Origin of the sequence: Nonomuraea cypriaca (genome assembly GCF_015645445.1) — a bacterium.
GTDB classification, from domain to species: domain Bacteria; phylum Actinomycetota; class Actinomycetes; order Streptosporangiales; family Streptosporangiaceae; genus Nonomuraea; species Nonomuraea cypriaca.
In genome coordinates, this window is the sequence record NZ_JADOGI010000070.1 from 17475 (window position 1) to 30664 (window position 13190).

At 70.7% G+C, this 13190-nt stretch carries 14 protein-coding genes; 8 read left to right on the plus strand and 6 right to left on the minus strand.

The genetic code is table 11. From position 1 onward, the window contains the following. Nucleotides 1–3: 3 nt before the first annotated feature. The 3 genes from ITP53_RS23265 to ITP53_RS23275 form a co-directional block, all read right to left on the minus strand. Nucleotides 4–1122, minus strand: coding sequence for an ABC transporter substrate-binding protein (locus tag ITP53_RS23265; protein ID WP_195897544.1), 1119 nt, complete (start codon nt 1120–1122; stop codon nt 4–6). A 32-nt stretch (nt 1123–1154) separates the two neighbouring features. Continuing rightward, a complete protein-coding gene (locus ITP53_RS23270) occupies nt 1155–1733 on the minus strand; it encodes a helix-turn-helix domain-containing protein (RefSeq protein ID WP_268961113.1) in 579 nt (192 codons plus the stop codon). A gap of 113 nt (nt 1734–1846) precedes the next feature. Continuing rightward, entirely contained in the window at nt 1847–2740 is an 894-nt protein-coding gene (locus ITP53_RS23275; protein ID WP_195897546.1) for an SDR family oxidoreductase, read from the minus strand. Between the two features lie 66 nt (nt 2741–2806). On the opposite strand from ITP53_RS23275, the gene ITP53_RS23280 reads away from it, so the two are divergent. From ITP53_RS23280 to ITP53_RS23290, 3 genes are all read left to right on the plus strand, one after another. Next, the gene (locus ITP53_RS23280; protein ID WP_195897547.1) at nt 2807–4567 is read left to right on the plus strand and encodes a thiamine pyrophosphate-dependent enzyme; all 1761 of its coding nucleotides are present in this window, start codon (nt 2807–2809) and stop codon (nt 4565–4567) included. Between the two features lie 121 nt (nt 4568–4688). Beyond that, nucleotides 4689–5852, plus strand: a complete 1164-nt coding sequence (gene pobA, locus ITP53_RS23285) for a 4-hydroxybenzoate 3-monooxygenase (RefSeq protein ID WP_195897548.1) — start codon at nt 4689–4691, stop codon at nt 5850–5852. Nucleotides 5853–5924: 72 nt separating this feature from the next. Then, nucleotides 5925–6191, plus strand: coding sequence for a DUF6401 family natural product biosynthesis protein (locus tag ITP53_RS23290; protein ID WP_195897549.1), 267 nt, complete (start codon nt 5925–5927; stop codon nt 6189–6191). A 133-nt stretch (nt 6192–6324) separates the two neighbouring features. Here the strand turns inward: ITP53_RS23290 and ITP53_RS23295 are convergent, their stop codons facing one another. Further along, entirely contained in the window at nt 6325–7113 is a 789-nt protein-coding gene (locus tag ITP53_RS23295) for a mechanosensitive ion channel family protein (RefSeq protein WP_328815483.1), read from the minus strand. A gap of 126 nt (nt 7114–7239) precedes the next feature. Here ITP53_RS23295 and ITP53_RS23300 point away from each other — a divergent pair, with 126 nt between their 5' ends. After that, entirely contained in the window at nt 7240–7614 is a 375-nt protein-coding gene (locus ITP53_RS23300; RefSeq protein ID WP_195897550.1) for a VOC family protein, read from the plus strand. A gap of 55 nt (nt 7615–7669) precedes the next feature. Here ITP53_RS23300 and ITP53_RS23305 read toward each other — a convergent pair whose 3' ends face one another. Then, nucleotides 7670–8434 (minus strand): HpcH/HpaI aldolase family protein, encoded by a 765-nt coding sequence (locus ITP53_RS23305; protein ID WP_195897551.1) that lies wholly within the window; start codon nt 8432–8434, stop codon nt 7670–7672. A gap of 173 nt (nt 8435–8607) precedes the next feature. Next, nucleotides 8608–9201, minus strand: coding sequence for a transposase (locus ITP53_RS23310; protein ID WP_236051110.1), 594 nt, complete (start codon nt 9199–9201; stop codon nt 8608–8610). 185 nt (nt 9202–9386) lie between these two features. On the opposite strand from ITP53_RS23310, the gene ITP53_RS23315 reads away from it, so the two are divergent. From ITP53_RS23315 to ITP53_RS56170, 4 genes are all read left to right on the plus strand, one after another. Beyond that, nucleotides 9387–10646 carry a four-carbon acid sugar kinase family protein gene (locus ITP53_RS23315; protein ID WP_207756324.1) on the plus strand — a complete coding sequence of 420 codons (1260 nt, stop codon included), beginning with the start codon at nt 9387–9389 and terminating at the stop codon, nt 10644–10646. Then, a complete protein-coding gene (gene pdxA, locus ITP53_RS23320; protein WP_195897553.1) occupies nt 10643–11641 on the plus strand; it encodes a 4-hydroxythreonine-4-phosphate dehydrogenase PdxA in 999 nt (332 codons plus the stop codon). The genes ITP53_RS23315 and pdxA overlap by 4 nt, the downstream gene beginning before the upstream one ends. Before the next feature lie 16 nt (nt 11642–11657). Next, entirely contained in the window at nt 11658–12437 is a 780-nt protein-coding gene (locus ITP53_RS23325; RefSeq protein WP_195897554.1) for a DeoR/GlpR family DNA-binding transcription regulator, read from the plus strand. A gap of 161 nt (nt 12438–12598) precedes the next feature. Next, nucleotides 12599–13186: a GNAT family N-acetyltransferase gene (locus tag ITP53_RS56170; protein ID WP_207756325.1), complete on the plus strand. Its 588-nt coding sequence runs from the start codon at nt 12599–12601 to the stop codon at nt 13184–13186. The last annotated feature ends 4 nt before the right edge of the window (nt 13187–13190 follow it).

The window sequence follows — 13190 nt, forward strand, 5'->3', positions numbered from 1 at the left end:
AGATCAGCCGCCGAGCCAGGCGGACCACTTCTCGATCATCTCCGGCTGGTGCTCCGCCCACCACCCGGAATCGATCTTGAGCTCCTGGTCCGCCACCTTGGGCGAGCTCGTCAGGAACGACTGGCCGAGCGGGTCCAGGTTCGGCTCGGCATCGGTGTTGATCGGCGAGTACGACGTCAGCTCCGTCAGCTTGGCCTGCTGCCGCGCGCCCAGGTAATAGTTGATCAGCGCCATCGACGCCTTCGGGTTCTTGGCGTTCTTCGGCACGGTCAGCGAGTCCATGACCGGCATCCACTGGTCGAACGACACCTGGAACGGCGCGCCGTTCTTGACGGCCGCGTACGCCCGCCCGCTCCAGATCATCGCCAGGTCCACCTCGCCCGACTCCAGCAGTTGCTGCGACTCGGCGCCGGTCTTCCAGAACACCAGGTTCGAGCGGACCGACTGGAGCTTCTTGGTCGCCCGATCGACGTCCAGCGGGTAGAGCTGGTCAGGCGCGACGCCGTCGGCGATCAGCGCGGCCTCGAACGGACCGGGCGCCGAGTCCCCGGGATTGCCGGAAATGGCGCGCTTGCCGGGGAACTTCGTCGTGTCGAAGAAGTCCTTCCAGCCCTTGGGCGGGTTCGCGCCGAACTTGGTCTTGTTGTAGGCGAGCACCATGCCGTACTGCATCGCCGGGACGCTGCACTCGGTCGTCAGGCCCTCAGGGACCTTGGACTTGTCGATGACCTTGTAGTCGAGCGGCTGGAGCAGCTTGCCGCACTGCGCCTGCGCCCAGATCGAGTCGGTGTCGATCACGTCCCAGGTGACGTTGGACGAGTCGACCTGGGCCTTGATCTTGGCGTAGTCGGTCGGGCCGTCCTGCACGATGTTGGCGCCCGACTCCTGCGCGAACGGGTCGATCGCGGCCTTCTGCTGGCCGTCCTGGTAGGCGCCCCCGTAGGAGACGAAGGTCATGTTCAGGCCGCTGAGCGCGTCCTTCTTGACCGTGCCCGACTTGGCGGGTCCCGGGCCGAGGTCGATCGAGGCGGGTGTCGCCGAGCCCGCTCCGCAGGCCGCCGCGAGCAGGAGCGAAGCCGCGACACCGGCCGTCGCGGCCAGTCGCGCCGAGTGCTTCGGCATGGATTACCCCCTTGTTGCGGGTATGAGTGTGTTCAGGAGGATGTGGTGGGCGGGGCGATGATCCAGAGGATCTCGGCGGTCTCGTCGCTCTCGTTGACGACCCGGTGGGGGATCGACGTGCGGTACTCCACGCTGTCCCCGGGCCCCAGCACGTGGGCGGCGGCGGAGTCGTGGGGACCGAGCCAGAGGGTGATCCTCCCGCGGAGCACCAGAAAGATCTCCTGGGAGGCGCCGTGGCTGTACGGCTCGTCCCCGGTGGACGAGCCAGGATCGAACTCCCCGGCGTACACCTCCACATGCTGGAGCGGACGCTGGGAGATCAGGAACTTACGCGTGCCGGGGCCGGTGGGTAGTTCGGGACGGGCTTCGCGGCGCACCACGCGGTGGCCGATCTCGTCCTCCTCGTTGAACAGGTCCGCGACCGTGAGCCCGAGCGCCGAGGCGATCCGCCGGAGCATCCCGATGCTGGAGCTGGTCTGCCCGCGCTCCAACTGGCTGATGAAGCTCGCGCTCGCCTTGGCCTCGACCGCGAGAGAGCGCACGGTCATGTGACGCATGTTGCGGTAGGCGCGGATCCGCGCACCCAAGCGGGCGTTCTCCGACTCCGTCATCGAACCTCTCGATTGGCTGCACTGAACAGATTGTTAAGTGGCAATGAAAGGACCGTACAGAGGTAGTCGAATCCCCAGCAAGGGGGAGTTGAGTAACGAGTAAGTAAAGGCGCTCAGGTGCGGGTTGGGCGCTGGTAGCCCTCGTCGCCGCCGTACACGTGCAGGTCAGGGTCCTGCTCAGGCTGGCTGGCCGGGCTGGTGGGGGAGGCGGTGTGCTCGGTGGCGAAGTCGTCGGACGGCATGGACGGGGGCGGCAGGAGATATTCGAGCCAGGTGATGTGACCCGTGGGCGTCGCGTCGGTGGTCAGGTCGCCGGCGCGCTGGGCGGCGTACAGGCGTCCGGGGAAGCGTACGGGCAGGCAGGCGCGCCGCAGGCCCCTGGCGATCAGCCAGCTCCTGGCCAGCTCGCGGGTGTCGAGCACCTGCGGCCCCCCGAACTCGATCTCCCTGCCCGCCGGGCCGGCCGCGATCAGCTGGGTCACCAACGCGGCGACCTCGCCCGTGTGGACCGGCTGCCACGGCAGGCTCGGGTCGACCGGCAGCACCGGGAGCGACTGGAGGCCGCGTAGCCGCTGGTGCAGCCACTGGTGGAACGGCGTGGCGCGGAGCACGGTCCAGCCCAGGCCGCTCTCGCCGACCAGGTGCTCGGCCTCCCGCTTGTACCGGAGATAGCCGGTGGGCGCCCGATCCGCGCCGACCATCGAGGTGTAGAGCAGGTGACCGACGCCTGCCTCGCGGGCGGCGTGGATCAGCGCGCGAGTGCCGGGCAGGTCCACCGCGCCGCGCCCCCTGCGCCCGCTCGTGGCGAGGTGCGCGACCACGTCGACGCCGCTCACGGCGTCATGGACGCCCTTGCCCGAGATCAGGTCGCCCCAGACCCATTCGACCTTCCCGCGGCTCTCGTGCCTGGTACGGCTGAGCGCCCGCACCTGGTGTCCCGCCCTCACCAGGGCGGGCACCAGCGCGCCGCCCAGCGTGCCCGTGGCTCCCGTGACCAGAATGCGCATGGCCGTCAACTACCCCCGAATCCTCAGATATGTCTGCTGGCCGCGAAGCGGGGTAGTGCCGGTCCCATGGCTCGAATCGCATCGGAATCCCTGATCGAACGGCTCGCGGAGTGGGGCGTCGACACCGTCTTCGGCCTGCCCGGGGACGGCATCAACGGCATCATGGAAGGGCTGCGGCGGCACCGCGACCGGGTGCGCTTCGTGCTCGTCCACCACGAGGAGGCCGCGGCCTTCATGGCCACCGGCTACGCCAAGGCCACGGGGCGCCTCGGCGTGTGCCTGGCCACCTCAGGGCCAGGCGGCATCCACCTGCTCAACGGCCTCTACGACGCCAAACTCGACCACACGCCCGTCCTGGCCATCACCGGCATGCAGGAGACGTCCGTGCTGGGCACCGGCTACCAGCAGGAGGTGCACCTGGACAAGCTGTTCGCCGACGTGGCCGAGTACAACATGCTGGTCAGCAACCCGGCCCAACTGCCCTCGCTGGCGGACCTCGCGATCAGGACCGCGTACGCGCGGCGCGGGGTGGCGCACCTCACCGTGCCCAACGACATCCAGGTGGCCGAGGCGGGGGCGGATCCGTACCAGCACGTGGCCCCCGCGCGGGCGCCGCAGACCGCGCCGATCTACCTCCAGCCGTCCGGGCTGCCGCGGCAGGAGGACCTCGAATGGGCGGCCGAGGTGCTCAACCAGGCCGAGCGTCCGGCCATGCTCGTCGGGCAGGGCGCGCTGCACGCCAGGCAGGAGGTGCTGGCCGTGGCCGAGGCCCTGGGCGCGCCCGTGGTCAAGACGCTGCCGGGCAAGGCGGTCGTGCCGGACGACTCGCCGTACACGACCGGTGGGATCGGGCTGCTCGGCACCCGGCCGAGCGAGGAGTTGATGGACGACGCCGACGTGCTCTTCATGGTGGGCACGAACTTCCCGTACACCAAGTTCCTGCCGGAGCGGGCGCGGGTGGTGCAGTTCGAGGCGGAGCCGACCAGGGCGGGGGCGCGGATCGCGACGGACGTGCCGGTGGTGTGCGACGCGAAGGAGGGGCTGGCGGCGCTGCTGCCGCTGATCGCCCGCCGGGACGGAAGCGCTCATCTGGCGAAATATCAAAAGATGATGGCTAAGTGGCGCTCCGACATGGAGACGCTGGAGAACCCGGACAGGGACCCCATCGCGCCCCAGTACGCCATGTCCGTCATCGATGACCTCGCGGCCGACGACGCCATCCTGACCTGCGACAGCGGCACCATCGCCACGTGGGCGGCCAGGCACTGGACGATCCGCGACGGGCGCGAGTTCTACCTCTCGGGAACGCTGGCCACGATGGCTCCCGGCCTCCCGTACGCCATCGCGATGCAGCACGCCTTTCCCGGCCGCCAGGTCATCGCGTACGTCGGCGACGGCGGCTTCTCGATGCTGATGGCCGAGTTCCTGACCGCGGCCCAGCACCGGCTGCCGATCACGGTGGTCATCAACAACAACAACTCGCTCGGCCAGATTCTCTGGGAGCAGATGGTGCTCGGCTACCCAGAGCACGGCGTGCGCTACGCCGCGCCCGAGGCCGACTTCTCCGTCTGGGCGAGGTCGTGCGGCGGGTTCGGCGCGAAGGTCACCAAGTCGGGCGACGTGGCCCCGGCCATCAGGCAGGCGCTGGCCCACGACGGCCCGGCGCTGGTGGACGTGGACGTGAACCCGAACGAGCCGCCCATGCCGGGCAAGGTCTCCTACGAGCAGGCCAAGAGCTTCGCCCAGGCGTTCCTCAAGGGCCAGCCGCACAAGGCCGCCATCGCCACCACCCTGTTCAAGGACCGGATCCAGCGCCTGGACGGCTGACGCGGCGCGGCGGCGATCCCGGCCGCCGCGCTCAGCGGCGGCTCCGTCAGCCGGTGCGTCGTGCTCAGCGGCACCCCGCTGCACCTGGCCAGGTCGGTGCCGGAGGCGGGATGCTTCCCTCATGCGAACTCAGGTCGGGATCATCGGAGCCGGCCCCGCGGGCCTGCTCCTGTCTCATTTGCTGCACCTGCGCGGCATCTCCTCCGTGGTGCTGGAGAAGCGCAGCCGCGACCACGTCGAGCGGCGGGTCCGCGCCGGGGTGCTGGAGCAGGGCACGGTCGACACGCTGATCGAGGCGGGCGTCGGCGAGCGGATGTCGCGCGAGGGCCTGCCGCACCACGGCATCGAGCTCAGGTACGGCGGCGCCGGCCACCGCATCGCGTTCGAGAAGCTCGTCCCCGGCCGGTCGATCACCGTGTACGGGCAACAGGAGGTGGTCAAGGACCTCATCGCGGCCAGACTGTCGGCGGGCGGCGACGTGCGGTTCGAGGTCGAGGACGTGGCCGTGCACGGGCTGGAGTCGGAGCCCTGGCTGACGTTCGGCGGCGAACGGCTCGACTGCGACGTGATCGCCGGCTGCGACGGCTTCCACGGCGTGTCGAGGCCGGCCATCCCCGAGGGTGTTCTGGAGGTGTTCGAGCGGGAATACCCCTTCGCCTGGCTCGGCATCCTGGCCAGGGTGCCGCCGTCGTCCGAGGAGCTGATCTACACCAGGACCGAGCGCGGCTTCGCCCTGCACAGCATGCGCTCGCCCACTGTCAGCCGCTTCTACCTGCAGGTGCCGGCGGACGCGCGAGTGGAGCAGTGGCCGGACGAGCGGATCTGGGCGGAGTTGAAGGCTCGGCTGGAGAGCGTGCCCGGGTTCACGCTGGCGACCGGCGAGATCATGGAGAAGGGCGTCACGCCGATGCGCTCGTTCGTCGCCGAGCCCATGCAGTACGGGCGGCTCTACCTGGCCGGGGACGCCGCCCACATCGTGCCGCCGACCGGCGCCAAGGGGCTCAACCTGGCCGTGGCCGACGTCCGCGTGCTGACCGAGGCGCTGGCCGCCTACTTCGAACGCGGCTCCACCGACCTGCTCGACGGCTACTCGGCGGCGTGCCTCAAGCGGGTGTGGCGGGCGCAGCACTTCTCGTGGTGGATGACGACGCTGCTGCACACGTTCGAGGAGGACGACGCTTACGGGCGGCGGCTGCAGCTGTCGTACCTCGATTACGTGACCTCGTCGCAGACGGCGGCGACCACCCTGGCGGAGAACTACGTGGGCCTGCCGTGGGCCCCCTGACCTTGGAAGATGCTTTAAGGTTGATTGGTGGTCTTTGAGGATGGATGGGCGGTTTCGCCTTTTCGGTGGTTGATGAACGCGCTGGGCGAGGCGCAGCTCGACAGGATGGGCCGCGAGCCCGGACTGGTCGCCGCGGTTGACCAGCACGTCGCGGTGCTGCGTGACGCGATCCCGCTGGACCGCGAGACGCTGGGCGACTACCTGCTGGGCTTCATCGACGAGCTGCGCCAGCGCGGCTGGGTCCTCGGGGACGAGCCGGACGCGGCCGCGCTGCGGCTGACGGCGGTCTGCTGGCTGGCCCGCGAACGCGGCTTCCTGGAAGACGCCGGCCCCGCCTGATCGCGCGTACTGGGCCGACTCGGGCCCTGACCGCCGCGCGCCGGCCCCGCCTGATCGGGCCGAGCGGCCCGGTCGCACGAGGCCGGTGGCACGAGTCCGGTCGCACGAGTCCGGTCGTGTGGGGGGCCGGGGGTCAGCCGGGAGGCAGGTCGGACCGGGTGGCGCCGCCGCCGCCCTGGGTCGTGCGGGGCGTCGGCTCGCCGGTCATCGCCTGGGCGTCCTGGCGACCCCGCTGGTACGCCTCCGCGTGCGCCCTGGCCTGCGGGGCCTCCTGCTCGATCCGGCCCAGCCAGCGCTCCCAGCGCTGCTGCATCGGCCGTACGAGCCCGCCGCCGAAGCCGATCGCCGCGATCGCCCCGATGGTGGCGAGCACCGCGATCAGGACCGGAGTCGTGACGGTGGTGGCCACGCCGATCTGGTTGAGCGCGGCGATGATGCCCAGCGCCCAGATGAACACCGACACGGCGGTCGCCAGCCAGCGGCCGTAGGACAGCCCGCCCAGCATGCCGCCGACGATGTCGCTGACGGCCTTGGCCACTGCGCCCGCCACCACGATGATCACGATGGCGACGATGGCCTTGGGCAGCCACCCCACCACGGAGTTCAGCATCGCGGAGATCGGGTTGGGCCCGAAGACACTGAAGGCCAGCTGCAGGGTCACCAGCAGGATCGCGTAGAAGACGATCCTGGCGAGCAGGCTGCTCGCGTCGTACTTGCTGCGTTCCATCGCGCGCCGCACACCGCTGCGCTCCACGGCCCGGTCGAAGCCGACGCGCTCGAGGATCTTGTCGCAGATCTTTTCCAGAGCCTTGGCCACGATCCAGCCGATGATGAGGATCACCACGAACGCGATCAGTTTCGGGACGAACGTCGCTATCTGCCGGATTACGTCCTGGATGCCCTGGCCTATGTTGATGTCCACGGTTTCCTCCCCTGAGGAGCCAATGAAACGGCGCTACCCGTACAAAATCGGTATATGCACGCAGCGCCACCAAAAGCTCTCACAGGGCGACATTTCGCCCGGCGTTCAGCCGCTAGGATGATCGGCATGCATCGCAGCCGCCTCTACGCCCTCCTGATCGACACGCCCGCGCCCGAAGCCGCCGAGGCGTCGGCCTTCTGGGCGGCGGCCCTTGGCGCCACCGCCACCCCGCTGCCGTCGTACGAGCAGTTCACCTCGTTGCACGGCGCTGTGCCCGGTTTCGACGTAGCCGTCCAGGCGGTCGACGACGCGCCCCGGATGCACATCGACATCGAGACCGACGACGTCGAGGCCGAGGTCGCCCGCTTGGTCGCCCTCGGGGCGAAGGAGGTGGCGCAGTGGCAGGAGTGCCGCACCCTGCGCGCCCCCGGCGGCCACCTGCTCTGCGTGCTGCCCGTGGAGAGCGACCGGTTCGAGGCCGAGGCCAAGACCTGGCCGTAGCCTCAGACCGTCACAGACAGACAGCCTCAGAACATCACAGAGAGCCTCAAGAACGTCATTGACCCCTCGCCGTCTTCAGGTGGGCGGCCGCCGCCTGCTCCAGATGGACCAGGTCGGAGGCGACGGTGACGAAGGTGAAGCCCTCGGCCAGGCGCCGGGCGGCCTGGTCGCCGGAGACGTTGTGGATGCCGGCCGCGATGCCCGCGTCCTTGGCGGTCGTCCTGATCCTCTCCAGCGCGGCGTCGAACACGCCGGCGACGTCCGGGTCGTTCGGGAACCTGCCTCCGACGGCCAGGCACAGGTCGGAGGGGCCGACGTACACGCCGTCCAGGCCGGGCGTGGCGCAGATCGCCTCGAGGTTCGCCAGGCCATCGGGCGTCTCGATCATGGCCAGGACCAGCACGCTTTCGTCCGCCTCCGCCGGTGTGGGGCCGATCCTGAGCATCGAGCGCATCGGCCCGTACGAGCGGCGGCCCCCCGCCGGGTAGCGCGCGGCGGACACGGCGCGGGCCGCGTCCTCGGCCGTGTCGACCAGCGGGACGATCACGCCGCCCGCGCCGAAGTCCAGCGCCCTGCCGATGGCGGCGGGCTCGCCGGACTCGACGCGTACGATGCCCACCGAGCGGCCGCCCGCGTCCACGGCCATGAGATTGGCCAGCAGCCCCGCGTTCCCGATCAGGCCGTGCTGGGCGTCCAGCGCGACGTAGTCGTACCCGAGCCTGGCCAGGCGCTCGGTGGCGACGGGGGCGTCCAGCACCACCCAGTAGCCGACACACTGTTCCCGGTCGCGGATCTTCCTGGCGAGCTCGGCCGCGTTCATGGGCTGTCGATCTCCTCTGCGGGGATGCGTACGTGCTTGATGGCCTTGCGGTGGTAGGTGTAGTGCGACGTGCAGGCCGCCTTCCGCGGTCTGCGCGATCGAAGGGTACGACAGCTCCCGGTTGAGCCCGTCGCGCGAGTTGTTCGATGGATAGGACTGAGACATTCAGCCGTTCACTGAGCATCAGCGTTTCTCAGTTCGCGCGCCAGCGACGTGGTCAGCTTGTGGATCGCGTCCCGCCGCGAGGCCGCCACCCGGTGATGGGCGCGGTTACGGGCGGCGTCGGCCCGTTGCCACCGGCGTGAGGGGCGCTGGGCGGTGCGCCGGTCCGGGCCGGTTTTGCGCGAGACCGCCCGGGACAGGTGGCGCAGCCGCTTGGACGCCGTGGCCAGGTGGCGGGGGTTGGCGGCCGGGGGACGTCCGTCGGAGAACACCGCCAGGGTGGTGACGCCCAGGTCCACCCCGATCACGGCGTCGGGGCGGGCAGGCGTGGTGGTGGCGCGGTCGAGGTGCACCGACAGCGACACGAACCAGCGGCCCGCCTCCCGGCGCACCGTGGCCGAGGCGATCCGTGCGGTCCCGGCCTCGATCCGCCGGGCGAGTTCGCGGGTGGACTCGTGGGTCTTGATCCTACCCAGGCGGGGCAGGACCACGTGCGTGCGCCCGTCCAGGCGGATCGTGCCGGTGGTGAACCGTACCGACGGGGTGGTGGTGCGCTTGGAGCGGAAGCGGGGAAACCCTGGCACCGAGTGCGCCAGAGAGAACAACGATGATCACTGACAAGCACTGATAGAGCCTCCAGCAGTTATCAGCCCTCCGTGGAACAGGGGAATGTCGTTCTGGGGCAGGGAAACGTCCGCGTTACTTGGCAGTAACTGTGGCATAACTTGCGCGTTCCGTGCAATGCTTGAGGCGTGATTCACGCAGATGGACGGCGGTGGGAGGCGTCCCCGTGTTCGCCCTAGCCGACGACCTGTCAGGGGCGGCGGAGACGGCCGCCGCGCTCATGTCCCCGTCCCGCCCCGCGCTGATCACGCTCTCCCGCGCGCCGTCCGCCGCTGCGCCCGTGGTCGTGCTCGACCTGGACAGCCGGCACCACCCACAAGCCTTTGACCTGGTACGCGAGGCGCTCCGGCAGGCGCACGGCCACCGCCGCGTCTTCGTCAAGATCGATTCGCTGCTGCGCGGGAACGTGGCCGCCACCGTCGCGGCCTGCCTGGACGCCCCCGCCGTGCTTGTCACCGCCCTGCCGTCCGCCGGGCGCACGGTCGTCGGCGGCATCCCCTATGTACACGGAGTACGCCTGCGCGAAACGCGCACCTGGCATGCCGAATCCCGTCCCGCCCCCGATTCCGTCGCCGAGGCCCTGGGCGGGGTACCGTCGGCGCACGTGCCGCTCGCCGCCGTACGTACGGACGCCCTGGGAGCGGCGCTCGCGGCGGCGGCCGGCGCGGGGCGGGTGGCCGTGTGCGACGCGGAAACGGACGCCGACCTGGACGCCATCGTGGCCGCCGCCCTCGCGCGCGACGCCCGCCTCATCGGCGCGGGCGGCCTCGCCGCCGCCCTCGGCCGCGCCCTCGGCGACGCGACCCCCGCCAACGCGACCCTCGGCGACGCGACCCCCGCCAACGCGACCCCCGGCGACGCGACCCCCGGCGACGCGGGCTTCGCCGGTGCGGCCCCTGACCGTGAGGGCTTCGCCGGGGCTTCCGGTCTGCGGTCTTCGGGCTCCCGGCTGCTCATCGTGGTCGGCACCGCGGCGCCGGGAGCGGCCGAGCAGGTGAGGCTGCTCGTCGAGCACGGCGTACGGCCGGTGCCCATGGAGGCGGCGGACCCCGTGACCAAGGTCGCGGACCGCGTACGGGACGCGCTCGCCGCCGGTCCCACCGCGCTCACCGTGGCGGGACCCGCGCCACCCGGCCTCGCCCTGACGCTCGGCGAGGTCGTCCGTGCGGCGCTCGGGGAGACGTGCCCCGCCGACCTGATCCTGACCGGCGGCGAGACGGCGAGACGGGTGCTGGACGCGCTCAACGTACGTGAGCTGATCCCGTTGAGCCAGGTCCACCACGGCGCGGTCCACAGCCGCACCAGGCGAGGCGACTCCGTGATCACCAGGCCGGGCGGCTTCGGCGACCGGGACAGTCTCCTGCGCATGGCCGCGCGCCTCGAGCCCGGCCTCTTCACCACCGCCAGACAAGGAAGGCTGACATGAGCACCCCTCTGATCGCCCTCACCATGGGAGACGGCTCCGGCGTGGGCCCGGAGGTCGTCGTGGGCGCCCTGCTCGCCCCCGATACCTCCGCGTTCTGCCGCCCGGTCGTCATCGGTGACGCGGGACGCCTGCGCAAGGCCGCGGGTTTCCTGGGCGTACGGCCTGAGGTGGTCACCGTGACCGGGGTCGGCGAGGCCGTCTTCGAGCCGGGCCGGATCAACGTCATCGACCCCGGCCTGCTCCCCGAGGACCTGCCGTGGGGCCGGGTGTCGCCGGTCGCGGGGCACGCGGCGTACGAGTACGTGCGGCTGGCCGGCGAGCTGGCGATGTCCGGAGAGGTACGGGCGATCTGCACGGCCCCGCTGAACAAGGAGGCCCTGCACGCCGCCGGCCACGTCTACCCGGGTCACACCGAGCTGCTCGCCGACCTCACGGGCACGGCCGAGGTGTCGATGATGCTCTCCACACCCAGGGTCAAGGTCATCCACGTGACCACCCACGTCGGGCTCATCGACGCGGTCGCGCGGATCGAGCCTGGCCTGGTCGAGCGTACGATCCGGCGCGGCGAGGCGGCCATGCGCGGCTCGGGCGTCGTACGTCCCAAGATCGGCGTCTGCGGCATCAACCCGCACGCCGGCGAGAACGGCCTGTTCGGGTACGGCGAGGAGGAGGAGAAGATCGTTCCCGCGGTCGAGCGCCTGCGCGCCGAGGGCATGGACGTTCACGGGCCGCTCCCTGCCGACACCGCCTTCTTCCTCGCCGGCCGCGGCGACTACGACCTCATCGTGGCCATGTACCACGACCAGGGCCACGGCCCCGTCAAGATCCTCGGCCTGGAGTCGGGCGTCAACATCACCGTCGGCCTGCCCGTGATCAGGACCTCGGTCGACCACGGCACCGCGTTCGACATCGCGGGAAAGGGCGTCGCCGACGCGGGTAGCATGATCGAAGCCCTCCGTCAGGCGGCCGAGCTGTCGTCCGCGCAGGGCCTGTGACGGGAAGGGACCATCGATGGGCCGCGCAGCACAGGCACGCCGCGACGAGATTGTCCGCCTGGCCACCACCACCGGCCTGGCCAGTGTCGAGGAGCTGTCGGCCCAGCTGGGCGTGACCGCCTCCACCATCCGCCGCGACCTGGCCCACCTCAAGGCCGCGGGCCTGCTGGCCCGCACGTACGGCGGCGCCATGGCCGTGGTCACCCACCCCGAGGCGTCGCTGCGGCAGCGCATCGGGGAGGCGTTCGAGGCCAAGCGCGCCATCGCCGCCTGGGCCGCGTCCCAGATCCGCCCCGGCGAGACCATCCTGCTCGACTCCGGCTCGACCACCGGCGCGCTGGCCCACGAGCTCAGGCACGCCGTGGACCTGACGGTCGCCACCACGGGACTCAACGCCCTGCAGGAGCTGGCCGGAGCCACGGGCGTGCACGTCGAATGCCTCGGCGGCACGCTGCGCCACGTGAGCCAGGGCTTCGTCGGCCCGCTCGCGGAGGCGGCGCTGAGCCGGATGACGTTCGACCGCGTCTTCCTGGGAGCCGACGGAGTGACGGCGGAGGACGGCATCTGCGAGGCGAGCCTGCAGCAGACCAGGTTCAAGGAGCTGATGATGGACCGCTCCCGCCACGTCTACCTGCTGGTCCACGCCGCCAAGCTGGGGCGGCGCCCGTTCCACGCCTGGGCCCGCATGACCGACCCCTGGACCCTCGTCACCGACTCGGCCGCCACCCCCGAAGCCCTGGAGCCCTTCAAGTCCAGGAACGTCGAGACCATCGTCGTCGACCCCGCGCACGGATAGGCGGTCCGCACTCCCTCCGCGACGATGAGCCGCGCTATGTGGTTCGTGATGAACGTTACGGTGCATGGCCTTTGGGGTCTCTTGACGGTTTCGTAGTCCGATGCTTAGTTAGGCATGGCCTTCAATTTAGGTTAGGCAAACCTAACTATGCCGGAGGATGAGTGAATCAGGAAATCGCCCACCTGCAGGAGATCGGCGCACCACCGGTCCCGTCCGGGCTGGACGGGTGGCGCATCGCCGTGATCGAGCCGGGTACCGAGGGCGTCGTCCTCGTCTGCGACTGGATGAGCCGGCCGCACGTGGCCGCCCCGTGGGACCAGGCCTGGCCGTACGAGAAATGGGCGGAGGAGATCGCCGGGCAGATCGCGGGCGCGCACTCGCGACCTTGCCTGGCGTTCCTGGACGATCAGCCGGTCGCCTACCTGGAGCTCTACCGGGTGCTGCGGGACAGGCTGGCGCCGCTGTACCCCTACCGGTCGCACGACGTCGGCGTGCACATCGCCATCGGCGCGCGGGAGAACGTCGGCCGCGGCCTCGGCCGAGCCCTGCTGCGCGCGGTCGCGGCCGGGCTGTTCGAAGCGGAGAAGGAGTGCACGCGGATCGTGGCGGAGCCGAACGTGCGCAACGAGGCGTCGCTCCGGGCGTTCGCCGCCGCCGGATTCGTACGGGCGGGAGAGGTCACGATGCCGCACAAGACGGCCGCGTTGATGGTGTATCCGCGCTCTCAGGAGGACCTGCCCCAGTGGTGACGCC